This is a genomic window from Pseudomonas sp. SJZ079 (assembly GCF_007993865.1).
GTDB lineage: Bacteria > Pseudomonadota > Gammaproteobacteria > Pseudomonadales > Pseudomonadaceae > Aquipseudomonas.
Genome location: NZ_VIUH01000024.1, coordinates 51,772 through 74,918, shown reverse-complemented (window position 1 = coordinate 74,918; position 23,147 = coordinate 51,772). Strand labels below are relative to the sequence as shown.

Genomic DNA, 23,147 nt, shown 5'->3' with positions numbered 1-23,147 from the left:
GAACTTTCGCCCCGATCGCGCCCGTGAGTTGTGCCAGGCCCTGGTCGATCCCGGGTTCGACGCCTTCGCGCGCTCGCAGCTGATTGCCAAGCAGCACCTGCTTACGTTGACCCGCTATTCGGAGCAGCTGGACGGACCCTGTGCCTTTGCGCCGGAGTCGCTGGCCAACAGCCTGGGCGAGTACCTGGCCAGCCTCGGCAAGACCCAGTTGCGCATCGCCGAGACCGAGAAGTATGCCCACGTCACCTTCTTCTTCAATGGCGGTCGCGAGCAGCCGTTTGCCGGCGAGGAGCGGATTCTGATCGCCTCGCCCAATGTGGCGTCCTACGACCTGCAGCCGCAGATGAGTGCACCCGAGCTGACCGACTGCCTGGTCGAGGCGATCCAGAGCCGGGCCTTCGAGCTGATCGTGTGCAACTACGCCAATGGCGACATGGTCGGCCACAGCGGCTCGTTCGCCGCCGCGGTGCAGGCGGTCGAGGTGCTGGATCGGTGTCTGGCCCAGGTGGTCGAGGCGAGCCTGGCGACCAGTGGCGAGTGCCTGATCACGGCCGACCACGGCAACGTCGAGCAGATGCGCGATGCCGATTCGGGGCAGGCGCACACCGCGCATACCCTTAATCCGGTGCCGCTGATCCTGGTCAGCGGCCGAGCGGGGGGGGGCAGGCTCGCGGACGGGCGCCTGTGCGACATCGCCCCGACCCTGCTGCAGCTGATGGACCTGCCGCTGCCGCAGGAGATGGATGGCAGGTCGCTGTTGCGCGATTGATGGGGTCAAAGACTGCCGCTGCCTCGTAGGCTGGGTTAGGCACGCGCACGGCACACCGTTCAAGTAGCCTAATTTGGCGCGGCGTAACCCGGCATTGTTGGCGCCAATGGCGACGCCGTGCTGGGTTACGCGTCGCTCGGAGAGGTGTGTCGCCTGTGCCTCGAGGACATGCGCCGCTAACCCAGCCTACGAAACTGTTGGATATTTCTGATACATCACAATAGGTCGGTTGGCGGCGTCGGCAGGCCTCGGCAGTGCGTTAGATAGGCTCTTCGTCAGTCGGATAGCGGCTGGCGTTGAGGCTTTCCTTGATCTTGCGCAGGTGTGGCTGGAAGTCCACGCCGCGGCGCAGGGTCACCCCGGTGGCGAGCACGTCGAGTACGGTGAGTTGGATGATCCGCGAGGTCATCGGCATGTAGATGTCGGTGTCTTCCGGCAGTGGGATGTCCAGGCTCAGGGTGCTGGCCTGGGCCAGCGGCGAGCCGGCGGCGGTCAGGCCGAGTACCGAGGCGCCGTTTTCCCGTGCCAGGCGCGCCACTTCCACCAGCTCGCGGGTGCGTCCGGTGTAGGAGATGATCACGAACAGATCGCCGGTGTGTGCCACCGAAGCCAGCATGCGTTGCATCAGCACGTCGGCGTGGGCGGTCACCGCCAAGTTGAAGCGGAAGAACTTGTGCTGGGCATCCAGGGCGACCGGCGCCGAGGCGCCGAGGCCGAAGAAATGGATCTGCCGGGCCTGGATCAGCAGGTCGACGGCGCGGCTGATGATCTGCGGGTCGAGCGACTGGCAGGCGCTGTCCAGTGAGGTAATGGCGCTGCCGAAGATCTTGCGGGTGTAGGCCTCGGGGCCGTCGTCGGCTTCCACCGCGCGGCTGACATAGGCGGCGCCGCTGGCCAGGCTCTGCGCCAGCTGCATTTTCAGCTCGGGGTAACCGTTGACGCCGAACGAGCGACAGAAGCGGTTGACCGTCGGTTCGCTGACCAGGGCGGCTTGCGCCAGGGCGGCAATACTCAGGCGGGTGGCTTGCTGCGGGTTCTGCAGGATGACCTCGGCGACTTTGCGTTCGGCCTTGTTCAGGCTGTCGAGGCGGCTCTGGATCTGTTCCAGAAGATTGCGCACGCGATCCATTTTTGTTCCTTAGAAGGTGTTTTCAAATTCGGCGAACGACGGTCAGGCAAGGCAAAAAGGCTGAGGACGCGGAGTTTACGAGCTGTAAATGAGCATCCGAAGCCATTTTTAACGCAGCATCACCGAGTGCAGTCAATTTGAAAACAGCTTCTTGTGAGGCGGTGAAGCCGCCGGCCTATCGTACTGATGACCCCAGGTGGCGACCACTGGAATGTGGATTTTGTGAAAATGTTGTTTTTATTACAACATTTAGCCTTGATAAATTCCCTGTGACAGGGTATTTCTAGTTTAACTTGATAAAAGAACACACATCATGCCTTCGATAACCGTTGAATCTTGTACGTTAGCTCTGTTCGGCGCGCTGGGCGATCTGGCCCTGCGCAAACTCTATCCGGCGCTGTATCAGCTCGATCGAGCGGGTTTGTTGCACGCCGATACGCAGATTCTGGCCCTGGCACGCGAGACCGGCGAGGCGCAGCAGCACCTGGCCAGCATCGACGAGCACCTGCGCCGCTACGTGCCGGGCAGCGAGGTCGATGAGGCGGTGATGCAGCGTTTCCAGGCGCGCTTGCATTACCTGACCATGGACTTTACCCAGGCCGATGACTATGCCGAGCTGGTCGAGCAGGTTGGCAGCAGCGAGCGGCTGATCGCCTACTTCGCCACGCCGGCTTCGGTTTATGGGCCGATTTGCGCCAACCTGGCGCGGGTAGGTCTGACCGAGCGCACGCGGGTGGTGCTGGAAAAGCCCATCGGCCACGACCTGGAATCCTCGCGAGCGGTGAACGATGCGGTAGCCGAGTTCTTCCCGGAAACCCGTATCTACCGGATCGACCACTACCTGGGCAAGGAGACGGTGCAGAACCTGATTGCCCTGCGTTTCGCCAATAGTCTGTTCGAAACCCAGTGGAACCAGAATTACATCTCCCACGTCGAGATCACCGTGGCGGAGAAGGTCGGTATCGAGGGCCGTTGGGGTTATTTCGATCAGGCCGGGCAATTGCGCGACATGATTCAGAATCACCTGCTGCAGCTGCTCTGCCTGATCGCCATGGATCCGCCCAGCGACCTGTCCGCCGACAGCATCCGCGACGAGAAGGTCAAGGTGCTCAAGGCGCTGTCGCCGATTACCGCCTCGCAGCTCTCCAGTCAGGTGGTGCGTGGCCAGTACGTGGCTGGCAGCAGTGGCGGCCAGTCGGTGCCGGGCTATCTGCAGGAAGAAAACTCCAACAACCAGAGCGATACCGAGACCTTCGTCGCCCTGCGTGCGGACATCTGCAACTGGCGCTGGTCCGGCGTGCCCTTCTACCTGCGCACCGGCAAACGCATGCCGGAGAAGCTGTCGCAGATCGTCATTCACTTCAAGGCGCCGCCGCACTACATCTTCGCGCCCGAGCAGCGCCAGTTGATCGGCAACAAATTGATCATCCGCCTGCAGCCGGACGAGGGCATCGCCCTGCAGGTGATGACCAAGGAACAAGGCCTGGATAAAGGCATGCAACTGCGCAGCGGGCCGTTGCAGCTGAGCTTCTCCGACACCTACAAAAGCGCACGGATTCCCGATGCCTATGAACGCCTGTTGCTGGAAGTGATGCGCGGCAATCAGAACCTGTTCGTGCGCAAGGACGAGATCGAGTGCGCCTGGCAGTGGTGCGATCAACTGATCGCCGGCTGGAAAAAGCTCGGCGACTCGCCGAAGCCTTATGCCGCCGGCACCTGGGGGCCGATGGGTTCCATCGCCTTGATCACCCGTGACGGGAGGTCCTGGTATGGCGATCTCTAAACTCGACCTGCCGCTTGGCGTGGTTGCGCGCAGCCTGAGTGATCCGGCGCATCTGGCCGATGCCTTGGCCACTGCGGTGGCCGAGGCGCTGCGCACGGCGATTGCTACCCAGGGTACGGCCACCTTGGTGGTATCCGGCGGGCGCAGTCCGGTGGCGTTTTTTCAGCGCCTGGCGCAGCAGCAACTGCCCTGGTCGCAGGTAGTAATCAGCTTGGCGGACGAGCGCTGCGTCGGGGTCGAGCATGCCGACAGCAATGAGGCGTTGGTGCGTCGACACTTGCTCCAGGGACCGGCGGCGGCCGCGTGCTTGCTTGGCCTGTATCGGCCTGCCGCCAGCATGGAAGAGGCGGCGCTGGCCGCCGACCAGGCACTGGCCGAGCTGCCGCCCATCGATGTGCTGGTGCTGGGCATGGGCGATGACGGGCATACCGCATCGCTGTTTCCCAACAGCCCGAATCTGGCCCAGGCACTGCGGCCCGACGGCACACGGCGCTGCCTGCCGATGCTGGCGCCCAGCGAGCCGCGGCAGCGCCTGAGTATGACCCTGGCGCTGTTGGCGTCGGCGCGTTTGCCACTGCTGGCCCTTCAGGGTCCGAGCAAGCTGGCGACCCTCAGCGCAGCCCTGGGCGCAGGCGAAGTGGCGCAGATGCCGATTCGCGCCTTGTTACGTTCCCCTCTTGAGATTTACTGGTGCCCATAGGCCCGAAGGACCCGATGCTATGACGACACTCGACAACAGCCAGCAACAGCGCATGGCCGATAAAATCGCCCAGATTGACAGCCTCTGTGCTCGTGCCCGGATCATGCCGGTGATCACCATCATGCGCGAAGAGGACATCCTGCCGTTGGCCGACGCCCTGGCGGCCGGTGGCTTGACGGTGTTGGAAATCACCTTGCGCTCGGTGCACGGCCTGACCGCCATTCGCCGCCTGCGTGAAGAGCGTCCAGAGCTGTGCGTGGGCGCCGGTACCGTGCTGGATCGGCAGATGCTGGCGGCGGCCGAGGAGGCCGGTGCGCAGTTTATCGTCACCCCAGGCTCCACGGCCGAACTGCTGCAAGCCGGCCTGGAGAGTGCCGTGCCGATGCTGCCGGGCACTAGCAGCGCCTCGGACATCATGCTCGGCTATGCCCTGGGCTACCGGCGCTTCAAGCTGTTTCCCGCGGAAGTCTGCGGCGGCACTGCAGCGCTCAAAGCCCTCGGCGGGCCTTTCAATGGCGTGCGCTTCTGCCCGACCGGCGGCGTCAATCCCGGCAACCTGCAGCGTTACATGGCTCAGCCCAATGTGATGTGCGTGGGCGGTACCTGGATGTTCGACAGTGAGTGGGTCAAGAGTGGCGACTGGGCGCGGATTCAGCAGTGCAGCGCCGAAGCCCTGGAACTACTGGCCTGATGCCCTCGGTCGGGCGGCGCCACGCGCTGGCGTTCGCCTGACCCATGCCCGATTCCGGCCGGTGTCGGGGATCATCCTGCCGCAGCGCGCGGCTTAGGTGTTTAGCATGAATCAGAAACCCATCGAGCAGCCTGTGCTGCTCGGCATGATGCGCTTGCTCGATTATCCGCAACTGGCGACGCCGCAACAGTTGCTGGGGTTTATCGAGCGCTGCGTAGAGTCGGGCCTGAGCGGTTTCGACCACGCCAATATCTATGGTCTGGGCGAATGCGAGGCGCGATTCGGCGCGGCCTTGCGCTTGCAGCCGGCATTGCGCCAGCAGCTGCAACTGATCAGCAAGGCCGACATAGTGCCAGCCGCGCAGGATCGCTCGCGCTGGCAGGTCAAGCACTACAACACCGCAGCCCAGTACCTCACCGAGTCGGTCGAGGCCTCGCTGTCGCGTTTGGCTGTCGAGCGCCTGGATAGCTTTCTGCTGCACCGGCCGAGTCCCTTACTGCACACCGATGAAGTGGTGCGCGCGCTGCAAGGGCTGCTTGAGAGCGGCAAGGTGGGCGGCATCGGCCTGTCCAACGCCGAGCCGCTGCACTGGCAGGTGTTATGTCGCGAACTGCCGCTGCGCTGCAATCAGATCGAGCTGTCGTTGCTGGCCCAGCAGGCCGCCTGGGATGGCCGGTTGCAGGCCATGCAGGCCGATGGTTTGCAGGTGCAAGCCTGGTCGCCGTTAGCCGGTGGTGCGTTTCCCCCAGCGTTGCAGCAGGCGTTGGCCGAGGTTGGCGAGGCAGTGCAGGCGACCCCCAACCAGGTTGCCCTGGCCTGGGTGCGTAGCTTGCCGGGCAAGCCGCTGCCGATTCTCGGCAGCCTGCGCTGGTCGCGGATCGAAGAGGCGCTGGCCGGCGCGGCGCTGCAGCTGGATGCGCCGACCTGGTTCTATCTGGCGGAAGCGGCGCGGGGTATCAAGGCGCCCTGAGCGGCAGGCGTTTGCGGCACCCTGCAAGGCCTGTCGACGCGCCCGGGTTCAAGGCCGACGACGCAGGTGCCGCAGCAGGCCGAACAACAGCGCCGTGGCGATGATCAGCAGCAGTGCGGCCTCCTCATAGCGCTTGATGTCAGCAAACAGCCATTGCAGCGTCTGTCCGAACAGATAGCCGGCTCCGGCGATCAGCGGCGCCCAGAGCGCCGCACCAATCAGGTTGAACAGGATGAAACGCCAGGCGGGTACTTCGCTCATGCCAATCGCCAGCGGTCCGACAATGCGCAGGCCATACATGAAGCGCACGCTGACTATCACGCTTGCTTGATGCTGCAGCAGCATGCGATTGACTCGCTGAGCGCCGGGTTGCCAGCGCGGGAAGCGCCTGATCAGTTGCTCGCCATACCTGCGGCCGAGAAAGAAGAAAAACTGATCGCCCAGCACGCCGCCGCATAAGGCGATCAGCACCACCAGCGGGAATGACAGATAGCCCTGATGCCCGGCAAAGCCCGCGAGCACCAGCGTGCTCTCACCCTCCAGCAGCGAGCCGGCGAATACCGCGAGGTAGCCATAGTCGGCGAGCAGCTGAGCCAGGGTCATTGATCGTCCATTGCGCGATTTGGCGGAGAGTCGGGCGGATTTATTCCCGCACCCAGCCTTTGGCTATCGGTAGGGCAAACAGCAGCCGGTAGAGCGACTCGAGCGCGGTCAACAGACGTGAGCCGAGCACCGAATTGTTCTGCAGGGGCACTGCAACCCTGCATGCAGCGTATGCCACCAACAGTGCCCCGAGGATATCGAAGGGAAAGTGCACACCCAGGTAAACGCGCGCCCAGCCCACGACTATCCCCGACAGCAGAAGCGCGACGGCGGTCTTGCGCAGTGCGCTGACGAGCAAGGCAAAGCCCAGGCTGAACAGTACGGTCGCGTGATCGCTGGGAAAAGAGGCTTCCGCTGCATGCGCCAGAAAGGTCTGCCCCAAGCCAAGCATAAAGGGCCGCGGATGTGGCCAGAGCGTGCTGATCAGCTGGTTACAGGCCAATGCCAGGGCAATGCTCAGTACGCCAGCCAATGCAGCGGTGCGTTGTTCACGACGGCCCCATAACCATAGCCCCGCCAGTAGCAGCGGCACCGCATAGATCAGCCACTCGGCCAGAAATGTCGCCAGGCTGATCAACGCAGTCGAGGGGGCGTTGGCATTGAGCAGCAGGAACAGCGATTGGTTGAGTTCTTCCATCGAGCTCTCCATGCAAGGGCAGGTAACGGTTGGGCTTTGTTCGCGAGCACAGGCTACAGACGGGCAACTGAAATTTTGGTGAAGGCGGGGAGGCCGGGCCTATTCGGCCACGAATCCTTCGACGAACGCGGGCGGCCGTTGGTGTTTAAGGGGCCGTCCGCGTGTCACCGGCGTATTGGTCCGGCCCGAGTTCGGTGCTCCCCCTTGGGTCTGTTGCCGTTTCATTCGCGGCCGCGCCGTAGCCTGTTTTTGCGCGAGGCAAGGCACGAGGAGCGCGGTTTGGTTGTTCCAAATGAGCGACGAGAGACGCCGCATCGCGCAAAAACAGGCCCGGCCCTTCGGGTTGCGCGGGAAATGGCCCCCGCTGTTGTTGCAGGACTTGGCAAGGGAATGACCATTACCTGCGTCCTGCGCCTAATCGGGGGCCATTTCTCGCGGCAACGCGGCCCGCAATGAAACGGCAACAGACCCTAGCGTGTTTACGGGTCGGCTCGAGGCCCGAGGTTTACTGCGGATCAGCGAATGTCCAGTGCCGGGAAAGCGGGGCAGATAGGGTATCGCCAGACGATTTCGGTCTAACGCTTTTTTGACATGGGCTCGGCTATGGTCGGCGCTCACTCGAATTGAGGTACTCAGTTGATGAATCGCTTGGCCACCTGGACATTCTCGCTGCTGGCGATCTTCGCCATGCCCGCGACCTTCGCTGCAGCAGCCGCCACGAAAACGCCGCAAGTATTCGGTTGGATCGAAGAGGGCTTGGTCCAGCCGGAAAGCATCGCGGTCAAGATCAAGCTCGATACCGGCGCGCTGACCTCGTCCATGGATGCCAAGAACCTGCAGCGATTTCAGAAAAACGGGGAAAAGTGGGTGCGCTTCAATGTCGAACTCAAAGACAGCAACACCGGCAAAGTGGTCAGCGCTCCGTTCGAGCGGCGGGTCGAGCGCAGCGTGAAGGTTCGCGGTGCGGGCGGGCAGGAGCGGCGCCCGGTGGTGCTGATGAATATCTGCATCGGCAAGCAGATCTACAGCGAGCAATTTTCCCTGAAGAACCGCGGCAAGATGAATTACCCGGTGTTGATTGGTCGTCGGACCCTTGAGCACCTGGGTATGGTGGATGTTTCCAAGACCTTCACCCTCGAACCCCACTGCGCTAAAAATCTGGCGACTCGATAGCGCTCAAACCATCCTGGCTGAGCGGCGGCAGCTGCATGCTGATTCGCCAGCAGCCATCCAGTGAGCCAGAGCGGAAAATAGGGGCGTCTCTATCCGTCTGAGCGCATACAGGTTCTACCCTTTAACTCAGACGCAAATACCCTAAAGCCGCCGTAACCATACCGAGGCAATTGATATGCAAGTGCTCGCAGCCACCTCGTCCCGCGCCATCCCGCGTACGGTTTGGGCGCTGGGCTTGGTCAGCTTGTGCATGGACCTGTCGTCGGAACTGGTGCACAGCCTGCTGCCAGTATTTCTGGTGGGTACCCTGGGCGCTAGCGTGCTGACCGTAGGGGTGATCGAGGGCGTGGCCGAGGCGACCGCGTTGATCGTCAAGGTGTTCTCCGGGGCGATCAGTGATTTCATCGGCCGGCGCAAAGGCTTGCTGCTGCTTGGCTATGGCCTGGCCGCCTTGACCAAACCGTTGTTCCCCCTGGCGGCCTCGGCCGACATGGTGTTCACCGCGCGAATCCTCGACCGGATCGGCAAGGGGATTCGCGGGGCGCCGCGCGATGCGCTGGTCGCTGACGTGGCGCCGGCGGAAATTCGTGGCGCCTGCTTCGGGCTACGCCAGTCGCTGGACACGGTGGGAGCCTTTCTCGGGCCGATCCTGGCGATCCTGTTGATGCTGTGGTTTGCCGGGGAGATTACCTGGGTGTTGTGGTTCGCGGTGATCCCCGCCGCCCTGGCGGTCGGCCTGCTGCTGTTCGGCGTCAGCGAGCCCAAGCAGGATGGGGCCGGCAAGCAGTTTCGCTCGCCGATTCACCCCCGTTCTTTACGGCAGTTTTCCCGAGCCTACTGGTGGGTGGTCGGGGTGGGTGCGGTCTTCACCCTGGCGCGCTTCAGTGAGGCGTTTCTGGTGCTGCGGGCGCTGCAGTTAGGCTTTTCCGCCACCTGGGTGCCGCTGGTCATGGTGGTGATGGCGGCGTTCTACATGCTCTCGGCCTACCCGGTGGGGAAATGGTCGGATCGTGTCAGCCGCACGACCTTGCTGGGCGCCGGTTTGCTGTTGTTGATTGTGGCCGACCTGGTGCTGGCCCGTGCCGAATCCAGCGCGATGGTGCTGCTCGGTGTCGCCTTGTGGGGCCTGCACATGGGCTTCAGCCAGGGCATTCTGGCGTCCCTGGTGGCGGACACCACACCCGCCGATCTCAAGGGCACCGCCTTCGGCCTCTTCAACCTGGCCAGCGGGCTTGCGTTGCTGTTGGCCAGCGTGATCGCAGGCTGGCTCTGGCAGGAGTTCGGTGCTGCAGTGACCTTCTATGCCGGGGCCGGGTTTTCGGCAGTGGCGCTGCTGCTGATGCTGATGCGCCAGCGATTGGCCGAGTCCTGAGAGGCCGGCGCTTACCCAGGTAATCTTCTGAGTCTCAGACTCGTCAGTCAGTGATCAGACGACCTGCTAGTGAGCTGCAACGGGTTGCTGGGCCAGGTGCGTCGGGTTCAGCAAAAACGCTGTACCGCCTCGGCCAGGTCTTTGGCCAGCAAGGCCCCCGGTGCTTTGCCTTCGTCGCCCGCGCGGTACTTGCCGGTCTGCACCAGGCAGCCCTGCAGCCCGGCTTGCTGGGCGCCCAGCACATCACTCTCGACGTCATCGCCAATCATCAAGGCCTCGCTCGCGGCCACCCCGAGTTCCTCCAGGGCGCCGGCGAAGAACTCCGCCGAGGGCTTGCCGAGGACCAGGGCCTGAACCCCGGCGGCATACTCCAGCGCCCGCACGAAAGGGCCAGCGTCCAGACGCAGGGCGCCGCGGCTGTGGAAGTAGCGGTTGTCGCCCATGGCCAGCAGAGGGGCGCCAGCCAGCAGCAAGTGAAAGGCGCGTTCCAGGTGGGCGTAATCGAAACGCTCCTCGGCATCGCCAAGCACCACCGCGTTGGGCTCGGTTTGCTCGAGCAGGTCGGCGAACTCCTCTTGCAGATTCCGGTGGATCAACCAGTAGGGACGCAAACCCCGGGCCTGTACGTAGCGGCGCATGGCTTTCGGCGCGCTGTAGATCTGCTCGGGTGCGATGGCATAGCCCATGCCGGTGAGTTGCCGGTGAATCTCGGCGGCGGTCAGGCGCGAGGTGTTGGTCACCAGACGCAGGGGATAGCCTTTGCTCTGCAGCACCTGGACCGCTGTAACCGAGCCCGGCAAAGGCAGGGCGTCCTGATACAACACACCACTGATATCCAGTAGCACCGCCTGCGGCATGGCCTGATCCTCCACTCTGTGCTCACTGTGCGGCGCGTCTGCGCCTCCAACAGCCATAGCACAGACTGACCGATTCGGCGCGAAAGCGTAGCGGGTCAGTGAAGCGGATAGCCGATAGCGTCCTGCGCGACTGACCACCTGTTTCCGAGCCGAAGCGGACGCCTATGCCACCGGCAGAGATAACCATGCTTGCGCCTACCAGTCCGAAGGAAGGTTATCGCGCAGCAGTCGTATTAAGAAGATTGCCGAGCCGCTGCGGGTTACTAATATAGTTGGGCATCCGCTTCAAACCGAGGGCTAGTCGTCCATGTCCAACCACCGATATACCGTGACAAACCTCAATAAGCCGAGCGAATCCGTTACCGTGTACTGGAGACTTGGGCTTGCAGCATCGCTTCTCGGAACGGCCGTAGCGCTTCTAGGCAAGCGGGCCATTGAGGTAATCGCTACGCTTCCTGTTGAGTTCTCGCCTTTGGCCGGGCTATTTGTCGTGCCGGTATCAACAGCGTTGGTCTATATCTGGCTAGCAGACTGGACGTCTTCGCACTTATGGCGCTGGGGCTGGTCGCGCTTTCTGCTTGGCATAGTAACCCCGAGGATTTATGGCACGTGGACTGCCACCGTCAAGAAGGCCACGGGCACAGTCAGGGCGGAAGACGCCGGAACGCTTGTTGTCGACCAAAGCTGGCGGACGATGAGCATCACTTTGCGCACTGATCGAATAACGTCGCAAAGCTCTTCCGCAGCACTGGTCGTCAATGGCGGCGTCTTGCGCTTGGAGTATCAGTACATCGCGCACGCAATTCACGATCCAGACAACCAATTGGTGACGCACAATGGGGCGGCGTTCGTGGATCTGCCTGCGCTGCACTGCAACCTGGCGACGAATCTAAAGCTCAGCTATTTCACCGAGCACGGTGAAGTCGGAACCATTCGTCTTGATCGCCAGCCGGATGCCTAACCCTTCCATCGATCGGACGCACAACGGCGGCGCACAATCTCCCGCTCCGTCAAGGCTGATGCCGCCGTTGTGTGCCGCTCATGTCAAACGCTAGCGGTATTCAAATGACATCCACGCTAGCAGTGCTTCTTTCAGTAGTCACAGGCCTCATAGGTGCCCTGCTAGGGTCTGTTGTCGTTTCATTGCGAGCCGCGTTGCCGCGAGAAATGGCCCCCGATTAGGCGCAGGACGCAGGTAATGGTCATTCCCTTGCCAAGTCCTGCAACAACAGCGGGGGCCATTTCCCGCGCAACCCGAAGGGCCGGGCCTGTTTTTGCGCGATGCGGCGTTTCTCGTCGCTCATTTGGAGCAACCAAACCGCGCTCCTCGTGCCTTGCCTCGAGCAAAAACAAGCTACGGCGCGGCCGCGAATGAAACGGCAACAGACCCTAGGACATTATCTGTCTGAGGAACTAAAGGGGTAAGGAACTAAAGGGATCGGAGTGATTTGTTTCGAATCACTCCAACTCCTTTGATCCGGCAGACACTGCGAGATTCAGCTATTCAATAATGTCCTTTTTTATCCTGCCAGTACCGCGCGTTGGTCATACCAGGGGCGTTGCATGCTCTGCACCAGGCGATCGATCTGCGGCACCAGCAGGTTGGCGGCCAGTACGGCGAAGCAGAGACCGTCGGCGTACAGCCCGAATTCGCGGATCAGTTCGGTCAGCACGCCAATGGCAGCGCCAAACAGAATGCGGCCGGCACGGGTATCGGGACTGGTGACCGGATCGGTAGCGATGAAGAAGGCGGTGAACAGAAGGCCGCCGAGGCTGAGGCTGTACAGGCTTTCCTGTAGGGTGTGGCCGGCTGCCAGGCACAGCAATGCCGTGCTGCCGAGCATCGCCAGGGGAATCTCGATGCGGATCACCCGCAAGACAACCAGTATTAAACCACCGGCTATATAGCCGAACCCCGACAGATTGGGAGTGGTCGGGGTGAACTGCCCCAGGGCCAGCTGGGTGGCGCCGGCGAAGGCATCGAGGCTGAGGCGCGGCGCCAGTTGCAACTGCTGCAGCAGAACCTCTTTAGCATCCAAGGCGAGGGTCCAGGGGGCCTGGTTCGCTGGCGCCGGGTACAACTGTTGGTAGAAGCAGATGGCGATGATCCCCAGGCCAACCATGGCGGGGTTGAGACGGTTGCGGCCAAGGCCGCCACTGCCGTGTTTACACAGGACGATGGCGGCAAAGCTGGCCAGCGCGATCATCCACAGCGGGACCATCAGCGGCAGTGCCCGAGCCAGAATCAGGCCTAGCACCAGCCAACTCAGGTCGCTCAGCCCCTCACGTACATTGCGTCCGCGCAGGTGCAGCAGACCGGCTTCGAAGCCCAGGGCCAGGAGCACGCACCAGAAGGCCTGCAGCCAGACCACGATGCCGAATTGCCAGGCATACAGGGCGGTGCCCGGCAGCAGGCACAGGCTGACCAGCAGCATCAGCGTTCTCAGACGGTGCGGGGTTGGACGCTGGACCAGGCTCATCGGCGCATCTCCATCTTGCTCTGGCGAAAGCTATCGCGCAGCGGCAGATTGCTGGGACAGGTGCTGGTGCAGCTGCCGCATTCGATGCAGGCGTCCAGCCGCAGGTCCTGCAGGCTGGCCTGGTCCTGGCTTTGGGCTGCGGAGTAGAGGTCCAGCGGTCTTAGCGACATCGGGCAGACGTCTACGCAGCGATTACAACGGATGCAGCTGGCCGCGGGCTCAGCTGCCGGCAGGTAGCGCTCGGCGCCGAAAATCAGGCAGCTACTGGTCTTGCTGATGACGGCGGTGGGGTCCGACAGGGGCTGTCCCATCATCGGGCCGCCGACCTGGGTCAGCTGGCCTTCGGGAAAGGCACCGGCAACCGCGCGCAGTGCGATGACCGGATAACCAATCGGCACCTCGACGTTGCCGGGCTGCTCACAGCCCCCGGTCAGGGTCAGCACGCGCGATATCAGTGGCTCGGCGTGGAACACGGCGCGGCCCAGGGCGTAAAGGGTCGCGACATTCAGCGCCAGCACACCGATCTCGGCGGGCCGGGCACCTGGCGCCAGGTTGCGGCCGCTCAGGCTCTTGATCATCAGCGGTTGGCCGCCGGCCGGGTAGCGCGTCGGCAGCGGGTAAATCTTGACCTGGGTGCGTGCCTGGCTGGCTGCATCGCGCAACGCCGCCATTGCCTCGGGCTTGTTGGTTTCGACGCCGAAGCGGGTCTGCGAAATGCCCAGCAGGGTGGCCAGGTAGTCGGCGGTCTCGATCAGCGCCTCGGCGCGCTCGCGCATGAGGCGGTCGTCGCAGGTCAGGAAGGGTTCACATTCGGCACCGTTGATCAGTAACAGATCGGGCTGCTGGGCACCGGCCAGCTTGAGGCCCGTGGGGAAGCCCGCCCCACCCAAGCCAACGATGCCCATCTGCAAGGCCCGTTCGACGAGGGCCTCGGGCGTTTGCGGTGGCATCAGGGCAGGACGCTCGACCCACTGATCCAGACCATCGGCGCGCAGGGTAACCGCCAAAACCGGCTCGGCGGAGTCGGCCGCGAAGGCGGGGCCGATCTGTTGCACAGTGCCAGAGGTGCTGGCATGTACCCAGGGGGTGTTGCCATCGCCCATGCCGATCACCTCGCCCTTGCGCACGTATTGCCCCGGCTGCACGCAGGGCTGGGCGCATCGGCGACCCCGCTCGAGGGGGATCGCTAGCAGCATGTGTCCGGCCGGCAGCGGAGCAATCGGCGTGCTGTTGGATAACTGCTTGTAGCCCTTGAGCTTGATCCCTCCGCGCCAGCTGTGTGGTGCCGGTGCGGCGATGGAGATCAGCCTGCGCCAGAAGGGTTTCGCAGGCGACTGGCGCTGGGCGAGGAGGTGGGGCGGCATGCGCTCAACGCTCTGCAACGAATGACTGGACATTTTCCGTCCTCCAATTTTTGGACATAGAACACCCCCGTGCGGCTATGCACATAAGAGAGTTTTGCTCCGGGGGGGTTGAGGGGAAACGAGGCGGGACACTCGAACACTCACTAGGAGGGTCAGAACGCCAAATGAGCGAATTGTTCGTTTTTTGATCAATTCTGCCGACAAGCGGTCGGTCAAGTGCTGCTCAATTGTGACGATCGACAGCAGTACTTAGAGGCGCTGTGGGCGATGGTTGAAAGAGGAAAAGGAAGAGGGGGAGGGATTAATTATCCATGGCTTGAACGCCCACTTCCGGCGGCCCCGAGTCCTGTCTGTGTCGACCTTGCAGAGGGACCTCAGGCATCGCGAAACAGGTCGTGGGCATCCAGCAGGCGGTAGGCAATTTCTGGGTGCTTCTCCAAGCCGCGGCGAATCGCCGTCGGGATCGACTGGCGGGTTTTGCGGCAGAGTCCGGGCAGTGCGTCGATGTGGATAGCGATGCCGCGCATGCTGCGCACTTCGTTGTGGCTTGGGGCGATTTCCAGGCGGATGCCTAACTGTTCATATATCCGACGCTGCATGTGCTCGAGGTCGGTCAGGCTCTGAATATTTTCCAGGCGCTCGAGCAGGCGCGTTTCCTCCTGGCGGGTCAGACGCAGGATGCGCTGATCGGCTCCGGGTGTGTCCAGCAGGCGCTCACGCTCGCAGGTGCAGGCACCGGGCGGGCAGGGCTGGCGGATCGGGGAAGAGGGCGTCATAGGCTCCGATGATAGCGGGCCGAGGTTGGTGTTGCCCAGCGGGTTGCTAGAGGCGAGCATCTCCAGGCTGTCCTGCGGCGCGGATTGAGTGACGGTCGCCATTGGGCGGGTTGAGGCCTGGGCCGGAAGCACTATGGATATTCCAATTATGCCGGCCCGCGTGTAATACCTTTTTCGGTTTCAGTCATAGGCTGGAGCCGTGCCCTTCGCGCTGACCACCCAAACCGAGCAGAAATGCTAGCCTGCTACGGTGCGATTATCGACAGCCTTTCAGGTGTTGCCGAGGGTCATCAGTTCAGAGGGGGTGAGGGATGCAGGCAGTAATCGAGGGTGGGTGTTTGTGCGGGGCAGTCAGGTTCTCGCTGAACAACGAGTTTGCGAAGTTTTATCTGTGTCATTGCAGTCAGTGTCGCAAAATCACCGGCAGCTCGAATGCCGCAAACCTGTTCACCGCGCCGCAGAATATCGAATGGCTGTCGGGCCAGGCGAGCATGAAGCGATTCGACTATCCGGGTAGGGGGTTCACGACCGTGTTTTGTACCGAGTGTGGTTCGGGTTTGCCCTTTCTCAGCAAGAGCGGCAAAGCCTTGATTGTGCCGGCCGGCTCGCTGAACGATGAACCGAATATCGCTCCACAAGCCAACATTTTCTGGGCGGAAAGAGCGGCGTGGCTTGAGCCCGGGGTCAGTGCCGAGCATTTCGATGGCTTTCCAACCTGAACCTCTACCTGGGCGTTTATGGCGCCTCCCCCAAACGCTCGGTTCTGCAAGGAGTTCTCCATGAAGCTAATACGCTCGCTCGTCGCCCTGACGTTTTTCACGTTCGCCTCGATCGTTGTGGCCGCCGATGGTTTGATTGTGGTCAATAGTCCGCACAGCGCTGACGGCACCATGAGCCGCCTTGAGAATGTCGTGAAGCAGCGCGGCCTCAAGGTATTTGCACGCATCGATCATGCTGCCGGTGCCGCCAAGATCGGCAAGACCCTGCGACCTACCGAAGTGCTGATCTTCGGTAACCCCCAGGGTGGCACGCCGCTGATGCAGTGCGCGCAGTCCATGGGCATCGATCTGCCGCTCAAGGCGCTGGTCTGGGAAGATGACACCGGTCAGGTCTGGCTGGGTTACAACGATCCGGCCTATTTGGCTCAGCGACATGGCGTCGGCCAGTGTCCGGCCATCGAGAACCTGCAAAAGGCGCTGGCCAGCATCGCCAAGGCCGCGGTCGCACGCTAGCAGTTTGGTTCGGGCGTGAGCGAGTGGCAGGCGGTATTCCTGCCGTCATTCTGGTCGCTGCAGAGCTGCCTGGTGGGAGCGCAGTCGCTTGCAGCGCTGCGCTCGGGTCGGCGACGACGCTGGCTATCGCTCGCTATTCGATTACCAATCCAGCGCGCGTTCTTCTGCCGCAGCGGGCCTTGGCGGCCCGAACTGCCGTGCGCCGCGGGAAACAAGCTTACTGTTCCTCGGCATTCGGCGGGTGAGCGCTCGCGCAGAAGATGGCTTTGTCGGCCGCAAAAAAACTAGAAAAATTCCACGTCCTGTCTATTTTGCTGTTGTCGGTTCGACTAGTAAGCAGAGTCAGGGGACAGTGGCCCTGGCTCGCTATCCATTACGAGGAGGTAAGACGATGCGATTTATGGTGATGATCAAGGCCAGCCAGGAATCTGAAGCAGGCGTGATGCCCAGTGAGGAGTTGCTCACGGCGATGGGGCGGTACAACGAGGAACTGGTGCAGGCCGGCGTACTGCTCGCCGGCGAGGGTTTGCAGCCGAGCGCCAAGGGCGCGCGGGTGAGGTTCTCTGGCAGCCAGCGCACGGTGACTGACGGCCCCTTTAGTGAAACCAAGGAGCTGATCGCCGGTTTCTGGATATTCCAGGTGAAGTCACTGCAAGAGGCAATCGAATGGGTGAAACGTTGTCCAAACCCTATGCCGGGCGAATCCGAGATCGAGATACGCCAGGTATTCGAGGCCGAAGACTTCGGCGCCGAGTTCACCCCCGAGTTGCGCGAGCAGGAAGAGTCCATTCGCGCACAACTCAGCAGCAAGGCCTGAAGCACTGATAGCCAAGGGAGTCCAATATGAAAATCAATGCCTATCTGACGTTCGACGGCCAATGCGAGGCCGCTTTCACGTTCTACGCGCAATGCTTGGGCGGCACCCTCGAGGCGATGTTCACCTTCGGCGACACCCCCGCCGCTGGCGATGTGCCTGCGGGCTTACGCGACAGAATCATGCATGCCCGCCTGGTGGTCGGCGATCAGGTGCTGATGGCCTCCGACAACCACCCGGAACGCCCCTATGAGGGCATCAAGGGTTGCACCGTCTCACTCAACGTCGACAGCATTGCAGAGGCCGAGCGCATCTTCAGCGCCCTGGCCGAGCAGGGCAGGGTTGAGATGCCACTGCAGCAAACCTTCTGGGCCGTGCGCTTCGGCATGCTGGTCGATCGCTTCGGCGTGCCCTGGATGATCAACTGCGAAACCGATCAGTGAGCCAGGGCTACCTGAGGCGGCTACCCCGGGAGCCAGTCAAAGGCTGAACGGGGCTGCTTGCCACAGCCTGCTTGTGCAGGCTCCGGGCAAAATCGCTAGCGGAAGGAATGCCTGGCGCGCTTAAGCCAGGTGCGTCAAGGCGGGCGACTGGCCTCAAGCGAAGCAGACTTGGGGCCAGGCCGTGCGGCTTGGTTCAGGACGCCAGGATCAGCGGCTCTTCCACCTCTGGCTCTGCCACACCGGCGAGGAACTCATCGCCCCAGCGGCGGATGTCGTTGTAGCTGACGATGTCGAACAGCTCACGCAAGCGGGCTTCGGCTTCGACCTTGGGCAGGTTCAAGGCCATGTAGCAGGTTTGCACCATGTCCATCGGGTCGTGGGGGTTGGTCAGCAGGGCGCCTTTGAGTTCGGCGGCGGCGCCGGCAAACTCGGAGAGCACCAAGACGCCACGGCCACCCAGCAAACCCTGGGCGGCGACGAATTCCTTGGCCACCAGATTGAGCCCGTCACGCAGTGGGGTGATCCACATCACGTCGGCCATGGCGTACCAGGCGCTGACTTCCTCGAACGGCAAGCTGCGGAAGAAGAATTGCAGCGGCGTCCAGCCGATCCGCGCGAAGCGTCCGTTGATACGTCCGACTGCCTGTTCGATCTGCGCCTGCAGCTCGTCATAGATGGTCATTTCCTTGGCTGCCGGCACGCAGACGGTGACCAGGGTGACCTTGCCGAGCAGTTCCGGGTTTTCCGCCAGCAGTCGTTCGTAAGCGTTGAGCTTTTCCAGAATGCCTTTGGTGTAGTCGAGGCGTTCGACCGAGAGGATCAGCTTGACCCCGGCCAGGTCTTCGCGCAGGCGGGTCATCATCTCGCGGATCTTCGGGGCGGCCAGGGCGTTGCGCACCCGGTCGATATCCAGACCCACCGGATGAGCGCCGAGCTTGACCACCCGGCTGCCGGTGTCGACCGCCGTGGTCATGCGCTCCAGGCCCACCGCGCAGCCATAGGTGATAAAGCGCGGCGCGCAGTTCTGCCGGCTTACGGTTTGCAGCGGGGTGACGCCACGGGCGGCGTCGACGAAGTTTTCCACCTGACGCGGGATGTGGAAGCCGATGTAGTCGCACTGCAGCAGGCTGCCGATGATCTGCCGGCGCCACGGCAGCACGTTGAACACGTCTGCCGAGGGGAAGTAGGTGTGGTGGAAGAAGGCGATGCGCACATCCGGGCGCAGTTCGCGCAGGTAACCGGGGACCATCCACAGGTTGTAGTCATGCAACCACACGGTCGCGCCTTCTGCGGCTTCCAGGGCGGTGCGCTCGGCGAAGGCGCGGTTGACCTTGAGGAACACCTGCCAATCTTCTTCGCGGAATTGTGCGCGCTCCCAGAAGGTGTGCAGCGTCGGCCAGAAGGCTTCCTTGGAGAAACGCTTGTAGAAGATATCGACCTCTTCCTTGGTCAACGCCACGCGCGCCGCGGTGAGCAGCGGGTAGCGCTCGGCATCCACGGTGGTGTGGGTGTCGAAGGGCTCGTCGGCGTCTTCATGCACGGCCCAGGCGACCCAGGAACCCTTGCGGCCATCGCCGAAGAAGCTCAGCAGGGTGGGGATGATGCCGTTCGGCGAAGTCGGCCGGCGGCGTTGCAATTTGCCGTCGACGCGGTGCTCTTCATAGGGCAGGCGGTGGTAGACCATGACCAGATCGGCGTTGCCCGGTTGCGCGGCCTGGCGCGTCTCGGCGGCGATGCCGCGTTCACCGAGGAAGCCGAAGTGGGCAATGGCCTGGAGGATACCGCCGCAGCCAGAGCGGCTGGCGTGCAGCACCTGCGGGCACTGGCGGGTCTGCTCCAGCAGCTCCGCCTCGGAGTTACCCACGCAGACACCCATCAGGCCGCTGGTAAGCATGCTCAGGTCATTCAGGGTGTCGCCGGCGACCAGCACTTGGTCGCGCTCGAGGCCGAGCAAGTCGACCAGCGCCAGCAGGCTGCTGCCTTTGTTGACCCCGCGCGGCAGAAAGTCCAGGTAGCGTTCGGCGGAGTACAGCAGGTCGCAGTCGAACTGCTCGGCGATGGCCTTGAGGGCCGGATCGACGCTGCGCTCGGGGCTGCAGAAGTAGGAGCAGCGGCGTGCCTGCGGCACGTCCTGGCGCTGCATGTCGGGGTAATCGATCAGGGCCGAGGCCACCAGGGATTCGCCCGGCCAGCGCGCATCTATGTCGTTCTGCAGCGGCTGGATCGGTTGCAGGGTGTCGCCGTGATAGAGGCTGGCGCCGACGTCGGCGATGATGTAATCCGGCTGCGGCAGAGTCGGGTCGTCCAACAGCGGCAGAACCGTTTCCAGGCTGCGCCCGGTGACGTAGGCCAACTGGATGTCCGGGTGCGAGGTGATGGCCTGATAGAGGCTGAGGCGATCCTTGGAATCGCCGGTGAGAAAGGTTCCATCGAGATCGGTAGCAAGTAGCATGCGCTGTCTCCCTGTCCAAGAGTGGCTAAGTGGACGCGCCGACCTGGGCCGACGTGCTAAGTAGTGGGCGAGCTCCCTGCGAGGAGGCCGCCGCTGTGCTCCTGTAGATGCACGTACTGCTGCACCTACAGTGAAGGGGCTGGCGCTTCCTCGTGGCTGTCGCCGTGTTCGAGGGGCGGCGCATCGGGCATCAATTCCAGCACGGTATGGCTGGTGCGCAGCATTGGCATGAAGTGCCCGTGAGGCTCGCTGACCAGGTCGCTGACGTGGCGCAAGCGGTAGAAAGTATAGGCTGCCAGCAGCCCCAGAACGGCGGCGAAATACAGCGGCAGCGTTTGCGCACCGAGCTGTTGCATCAATATCCCAGCAACCATCGGGCCACACACCGAACCGATGCCGTTGACCATCAACAAACCGCTGGAACCGGCGAGAATTTCATCGCTGTGCAACTGGTCGATCAGCTGTGCGACGGCAATCGGGTAGATGGCGAAGGCCAGGCCACCCCAGACGAAGATCAGCCCGAGTAGCAGGTTACCCGCTGGCAGCAGGCTCATTAGCACCGAGACCAGTACCGCCAGTATCACCACCCAGAGCAGCACCAGGCGCCGATCATGGCTGTCGGAGTAATGGCCGATTGGCCACTGCAACAGGGCGCCGCCGAGAATCGCACTGCTCATCAGCAGACCGACGCCCGGCGCCTCGAACCCCAGCAGGCTGGCATACACCGGCGCCATGCCCCAGAACGCGCCGAGGGCCAGGCCGGACAGGCCTGCGGCGACCAGTGCCAGGGGCGCCACGTTGACCAGCTGGCGCAGATTGGTGTGCAGCGACTCCGGTAAGCTGGGCTGAGCTTGTCGGGTCAAGGTAATGGGCATCAGCGCAGCGCTGATCAGCATGGCCGCCAGGACGAATAGGATAAAATCCGTCGGTTGAGCCAAACCAAGCAACTGCTGTGCGGCCGCCAGGGCGCCGAGGTTGACCGCCATGTAGACGGCGAAAATCTGGCCGCGCTTGTCGTTAGGCGCCTGTGCATTGAGCCAGCTCTCGATCACCATATACAGGCTAACCAGTGCCAGGCCATAGAGCACGCGCAGACCCAGCCATACCCAGGGGTCGACGATCAGCACGTGGAGCAGCGCGGTGATGGCAGCCAGCGCGGCACAAAAGGCGAACGCACGGATGTGCCCAACGCGACGCACCAGCGGAATCGCCAGCCAGGTGCCGAGAAGAAATCCGACGAAGTACCCGGACATAATCAGTCCGAGCATCCCGGTGGAATAGCCTTCGGCTACGCCACGCAGAGTCAGTAAGGTATTGAGAAGGCCATTGCCGAGCAGGAGTAGCGCAACCCCGCTCAGCAGTGAGCTGATCGGGACAATATAAGACCACATGGCGAACTACCCTAGGGAAGTATGACCTCGATAGCAAGCATGAATCGCGCCAGGGGATTGTAGGTAGATGGTCTAAGTATTTGTTTTTAAATGGTTATTTTAGGTTATTAAAAATGTTTGGATTATTCCGAGCTGGCGAGTGCACTGGTTTGGTGCGGACGTACTCGGCGTTATGGAATATTGATCGGTTTTAATGCGGGTGTTCGCATGCCAGACACCCGGTTAATTCGCGTGACCAGTGCATTGATTTCTTCTCGATCGCGGCGAATGGCCAGCTGCTGGTCGGCACTGTCCAGTACGCTCTTGGCGTGCCTGATCAGCTCGCTGCGTTGATCCGCTCGGGTGGTTTGATACAACAGGTTCTTGAACGCCTGCAGCAGGCAGACCAGCACGCTGACGTCATTGCTGCCATAGGCGCGGATCGGCCCGAGGATCTGCTGCAGCATCTGATCCAGAGTCAGCTCGCGGTAGAACAAGCGCGGTGGCTCTTGAGCCAACGGTGCGATATCCAGGTCGGGAAGCACCAGGCGCTGACTGAACAGCACGCTGAGCATGTCGATGGCTTTTATCGCCGTGCCTGGGTCGTTGATTCCGGGGCTCAGGGCTTTTACCGCGATTTCCGAAATTTGCTTACAGCCGAAGTAGTAGTGCGAGCTGGCGTACTCCTCGATGAAAAAGCCGAAGCAGTCGAGCAGTTGCTCGCGCACAGCCTCCTCGACTTCACGGTCCAGCTTGAACAAGGGGTAGCCCTTGGTGACAAAAAAGCCTCGGTGAGCCAGCACGGTCATGCGTAGCTTGTGCTGACACAGCAGAGCGTTGACCGCCGAGACATTCACCGCCTTGAAGTAGCCGTTGCGCGTCGAGCGGACCAGCGGCCAGTCTTGGTTATCGGGCCAGCAGGGCGGCTCGTCGCACTCCGAGAGTTTGCGTTCGCGCCCCGCGAGTTTATCCAGGGTGGTGTGGTAGAGGCTGCTGAGGATGTACTCGACCTGGATCGACTGGGAAATGGAGCGAATGAAGTGCACGAACAGACCCAGACAGGCGATGCCTAGCCCTAGCGTAATCAGCACGCCCAGGCTGGGCACCTTATCGATGCCAGCCTGCTCGATGGTGGTGATCAGCAGCAGCGCGTAGAGGATGGTGCCGAGGTAGAAGCCCAGGGTTTTCTGATGGCTCTTACTGCTGATGAGGCCGGGGATCACCCGCGGCGACAGTGCCGCGGAGGCGTTGTTGAGCACCACCATGACCATGGAGAAACTGAACACCATCAACGTCAGGATGCCACCGACCAGGGTGCCGAGAATCAGTCGGGCATTCTCCGCATTGCGCACCAGGCCAACGTCGACGCGCTCTTTGATGGCCAGCAGCCAGGGCTGATATTCGATGGTGATATTCAGCAGGCATAGCCCAAAGAACCCCAGGGCGATCAGCGTCGGGTAGAACGCCAGGCTGTGAATGACCCGTTGGTAGGCGCGAAACACGCTATTGGAGAGTTTGCTCACTGGAGCTTC

At 62.3% G+C, this 23,147-nt stretch carries 22 protein-coding genes; 12 read left to right on the top strand and 10 right to left on the bottom strand.

The window, feature by feature from the left end:
- A partial coding sequence (gene gpmI, locus FBY03_RS18710) for a 2,3-bisphosphoglycerate-independent phosphoglycerate mutase (RefSeq protein WP_147173861.1) occupies positions 1–769 on the top strand: 769 nt, incomplete at its 5' end.
- A 259-nt stretch (positions 770–1,028) separates the two neighbouring features.
- Here gpmI and FBY03_RS18705 read toward each other — a convergent pair.
- On the bottom strand, positions 1,029–1,889 hold the full coding sequence (locus FBY03_RS18705; protein ID WP_178090703.1) for a MurR/RpiR family transcriptional regulator: 861 nt from the start codon (positions 1,887–1,889) through the stop codon (positions 1,029–1,031).
- Between the two features lie 322 nt (positions 1,890–2,211).
- On the opposite strand from FBY03_RS18705, the gene zwf reads away from it, so the two are divergent.
- From zwf to FBY03_RS18685, 4 genes are all read left to right on the top strand, one after another.
- Positions 2,212–3,681: a glucose-6-phosphate dehydrogenase gene (zwf, locus tag FBY03_RS18700; protein ID WP_147173859.1), complete on the top strand. Its 1,470-nt coding sequence runs from the start codon at positions 2,212–2,214 to the stop codon at positions 3,679–3,681.
- The gene (gene pgl / locus FBY03_RS18695; protein ID WP_147173858.1) at positions 3,668–4,381 is read left to right on the top strand and encodes a 6-phosphogluconolactonase; all 714 of its coding nucleotides are present in this window, start codon (positions 3,668–3,670) and stop codon (positions 4,379–4,381) included. The genes zwf and pgl overlap by 14 nt, the downstream gene beginning before the upstream one ends.
- Positions 4,382–4,400: 19 nt before the next feature.
- Positions 4,401–5,072 carry a bifunctional 4-hydroxy-2-oxoglutarate aldolase/2-dehydro-3-deoxy-phosphogluconate aldolase gene (locus FBY03_RS18690; RefSeq protein ID WP_147173857.1) on the top strand — a complete coding sequence of 224 codons (672 nt, stop codon included), beginning with the start codon at positions 4,401–4,403 and terminating at the stop codon, positions 5,070–5,072.
- Between the two features lie 106 nt (positions 5,073–5,178).
- The gene (locus tag FBY03_RS18685) at positions 5,179–6,042 is read left to right on the top strand and encodes an aldo/keto reductase family oxidoreductase (RefSeq protein WP_147173856.1); all 864 of its coding nucleotides are present in this window, start codon (positions 5,179–5,181) and stop codon (positions 6,040–6,042) included.
- 48 nt (positions 6,043–6,090) lie between these two features.
- On the opposite strand, the gene FBY03_RS18680 is transcribed toward FBY03_RS18685, so the two are convergent.
- Both FBY03_RS18680 and FBY03_RS18675 read right to left on the bottom strand, forming a co-directional pair.
- Entirely contained in the window at positions 6,091–6,645 is a 555-nt protein-coding gene (locus FBY03_RS18680; protein WP_147173855.1) for a DedA family protein, read from the bottom strand.
- Between the two features lie 40 nt (positions 6,646–6,685).
- Positions 6,686–7,282, bottom strand: coding sequence for a phosphatase PAP2 family protein (locus FBY03_RS18675; RefSeq protein WP_147173854.1), 597 nt, complete (start codon positions 7,280–7,282; stop codon positions 6,686–6,688).
- Positions 7,283–7,921: 639 nt separating this feature from the next.
- On the opposite strand from FBY03_RS18675, the gene FBY03_RS18665 reads away from it, so the two are divergent.
- On the top strand, positions 7,922–8,455 hold the full coding sequence (locus tag FBY03_RS18665; RefSeq protein ID WP_156088620.1) for an ATP-dependent zinc protease: 534 nt from the start codon (positions 7,922–7,924) through the stop codon (positions 8,453–8,455).
- A 175-nt stretch (positions 8,456–8,630) separates the two neighbouring features.
- The gene (locus FBY03_RS18660) at positions 8,631–9,827 is read left to right on the top strand and encodes an MFS transporter (RefSeq protein ID WP_147173853.1); all 1,197 of its coding nucleotides are present in this window, start codon (positions 8,631–8,633) and stop codon (positions 9,825–9,827) included.
- Between the two features lie 107 nt (positions 9,828–9,934).
- On the opposite strand, the gene FBY03_RS18655 is transcribed toward FBY03_RS18660, so the two are convergent.
- Complete coding sequence (locus FBY03_RS18655) at positions 9,935–10,684, bottom strand: TIGR01458 family HAD-type hydrolase (protein WP_147173852.1); 750 nt, start codon at positions 10,682–10,684, stop codon at positions 9,935–9,937.
- 307 nt (positions 10,685–10,991) lie between these two features.
- Here FBY03_RS18655 and FBY03_RS18650 point away from each other — a divergent pair, with 307 nt between their 5' ends.
- On the top strand, positions 10,992–11,645 hold the full coding sequence (locus FBY03_RS18650; RefSeq protein ID WP_147173851.1) for a hypothetical protein: 654 nt from the start codon (positions 10,992–10,994) through the stop codon (positions 11,643–11,645).
- 559 nt (positions 11,646–12,204) lie between these two features.
- On the opposite strand, the gene FBY03_RS18645 is transcribed toward FBY03_RS18650, so the two are convergent.
- The 3 genes from FBY03_RS18645 to FBY03_RS18635 all read right to left on the bottom strand — a co-directional run bounded on the left by FBY03_RS18645 (position 12,205) and on the right by FBY03_RS18635 (position 15,304).
- The gene (locus tag FBY03_RS18645) at positions 12,205–13,164 is read right to left on the bottom strand and encodes an RnfABCDGE type electron transport complex subunit D (protein WP_147173850.1); all 960 of its coding nucleotides are present in this window, start codon (positions 13,162–13,164) and stop codon (positions 12,205–12,207) included.
- Positions 13,161–14,561, bottom strand: coding sequence for an electron transport complex subunit RsxC (gene rsxC / locus FBY03_RS18640; RefSeq protein ID WP_147173849.1), 1,401 nt, complete (start codon positions 14,559–14,561; stop codon positions 13,161–13,163). The genes FBY03_RS18645 and rsxC overlap by 4 nt, the downstream gene beginning before the upstream one ends.
- Positions 14,562–14,902: 341 nt before the next feature.
- Positions 14,903–15,304, bottom strand: a complete 402-nt coding sequence (locus tag FBY03_RS18635; RefSeq protein WP_147173865.1) for a hypothetical protein — start codon at positions 15,302–15,304, stop codon at positions 14,903–14,905.
- 311 nt (positions 15,305–15,615) lie between these two features.
- On the opposite strand from FBY03_RS18635, the gene FBY03_RS18630 reads away from it, so the two are divergent.
- From FBY03_RS18630 to FBY03_RS18615, 4 genes are all read left to right on the top strand, one after another.
- Entirely contained in the window at positions 15,616–16,023 is a 408-nt protein-coding gene (locus tag FBY03_RS18630) for a GFA family protein (RefSeq protein WP_147173848.1), read from the top strand.
- A gap of 60 nt (positions 16,024–16,083) precedes the next feature.
- Positions 16,084–16,536, top strand: a complete 453-nt coding sequence (locus FBY03_RS18625) for a DUF302 domain-containing protein (RefSeq protein ID WP_147173847.1) — start codon at positions 16,084–16,086, stop codon at positions 16,534–16,536.
- A 391-nt stretch (positions 16,537–16,927) separates the two neighbouring features.
- A complete protein-coding gene (locus FBY03_RS18620) occupies positions 16,928–17,353 on the top strand; it encodes a YciI family protein (RefSeq protein ID WP_147173846.1) in 426 nt (141 codons plus the stop codon).
- 26 nt (positions 17,354–17,379) lie between these two features.
- Positions 17,380–17,793, top strand: a complete 414-nt coding sequence (locus FBY03_RS18615) for a VOC family protein (protein ID WP_147173845.1) — start codon at positions 17,380–17,382, stop codon at positions 17,791–17,793.
- A gap of 193 nt (positions 17,794–17,986) precedes the next feature.
- Here the strand turns inward: FBY03_RS18615 and ggpS are convergent, their stop codons facing one another.
- The 3 genes from ggpS to FBY03_RS18600 form a co-directional block, all read right to left on the bottom strand.
- On the bottom strand, positions 17,987–20,245 hold the full coding sequence (ggpS, locus tag FBY03_RS18610) for a glucosylglycerol-phosphate synthase (RefSeq protein WP_147173844.1): 2,259 nt from the start codon (positions 20,243–20,245) through the stop codon (positions 17,987–17,989).
- A 125-nt stretch (positions 20,246–20,370) separates the two neighbouring features.
- Positions 20,371–21,636: an MFS transporter gene (locus FBY03_RS18605; RefSeq protein WP_147173843.1), complete on the bottom strand. Its 1,266-nt coding sequence runs from the start codon at positions 21,634–21,636 to the stop codon at positions 20,371–20,373.
- A 170-nt stretch (positions 21,637–21,806) separates the two neighbouring features.
- Positions 21,807–23,138 (bottom strand): DUF2254 domain-containing protein, encoded by a 1,332-nt coding sequence (locus FBY03_RS18600; protein ID WP_147173842.1) that lies wholly within the window; start codon positions 23,136–23,138, stop codon positions 21,807–21,809.
- Between the last annotated feature and the right edge of the window lie 9 nt (positions 23,139–23,147).

Bases quoted from the DNA above. Each gene is read 5' to 3' on its own strand.
- zwf (WP_147173859.1), top strand. From the start codon at position 2,212: ATGCCTTCGATAACCGTTGAATCTTGTACGTTAGCTCTGTTCGGCGCG.
- pgl (WP_147173858.1), top strand. From the start codon at position 3,668: ATGGCGATCTCTAAACTCGACCTGCCGCTTGGCGTGGTTGCGCGCAGC.
- FBY03_RS18690 (WP_147173857.1), top strand. From the start codon at position 4,401: ATGACGACACTCGACAACAGCCAGCAACAGCGCATGGCCGATAAAATC.
- FBY03_RS18685 (WP_147173856.1), top strand. From the start codon at position 5,179: ATGAATCAGAAACCCATCGAGCAGCCTGTGCTGCTCGGCATGATGCGC.
- FBY03_RS18680 (WP_147173855.1), bottom strand. From the start codon at position 6,645: ATGACCCTGGCTCAGCTGCTCGCCGACTATGGCTACCTCGCGGTATTC.
- FBY03_RS18675 (WP_147173854.1), bottom strand. From the start codon at position 7,282: ATGGAAGAACTCAACCAATCGCTGTTCCTGCTGCTCAATGCCAACGCC.
- FBY03_RS18665 (WP_156088620.1), top strand. From the start codon at position 7,922: ATGAATCGCTTGGCCACCTGGACATTCTCGCTGCTGGCGATCTTCGCC.
- FBY03_RS18660 (WP_147173853.1), top strand. From the start codon at position 8,631: ATGCAAGTGCTCGCAGCCACCTCGTCCCGCGCCATCCCGCGTACGGTT.
- FBY03_RS18655 (WP_147173852.1), bottom strand. From the start codon at position 10,684: ATGCCGCAGGCGGTGCTACTGGATATCAGTGGTGTGTTGTATCAGGAC.
- FBY03_RS18650 (WP_147173851.1), top strand. From the start codon at position 10,992: ATGTCCAACCACCGATATACCGTGACAAACCTCAATAAGCCGAGCGAA.
- FBY03_RS18645 (WP_147173850.1), bottom strand. From the start codon at position 13,164: ATGAGCCTGGTCCAGCGTCCAACCCCGCACCGTCTGAGAACGCTGATG.
- rsxC (WP_147173849.1), bottom strand. From the start codon at position 14,561: ATGTCCAGTCATTCGTTGCAGAGCGTTGAGCGCATGCCGCCCCACCTC.
- FBY03_RS18635 (WP_147173865.1), bottom strand. From the start codon at position 15,304: ATGACGCCCTCTTCCCCGATCCGCCAGCCCTGCCCGCCCGGTGCCTGC.
- FBY03_RS18630 (WP_147173848.1), top strand. From the start codon at position 15,616: ATGCAGGCAGTAATCGAGGGTGGGTGTTTGTGCGGGGCAGTCAGGTTC.
- FBY03_RS18625 (WP_147173847.1), top strand. From the start codon at position 16,084: ATGAAGCTAATACGCTCGCTCGTCGCCCTGACGTTTTTCACGTTCGCC.
- FBY03_RS18620 (WP_147173846.1), top strand. From the start codon at position 16,928: ATGCGATTTATGGTGATGATCAAGGCCAGCCAGGAATCTGAAGCAGGC.
- FBY03_RS18615 (WP_147173845.1), top strand. From the start codon at position 17,380: ATGAAAATCAATGCCTATCTGACGTTCGACGGCCAATGCGAGGCCGCT.
- ggpS (WP_147173844.1), bottom strand. From the start codon at position 20,245: ATGCTACTTGCTACCGATCTCGATGGAACCTTTCTCACCGGCGATTCC.
- FBY03_RS18605 (WP_147173843.1), bottom strand. From the start codon at position 21,636: ATGTGGTCTTATATTGTCCCGATCAGCTCACTGCTGAGCGGGGTTGCG.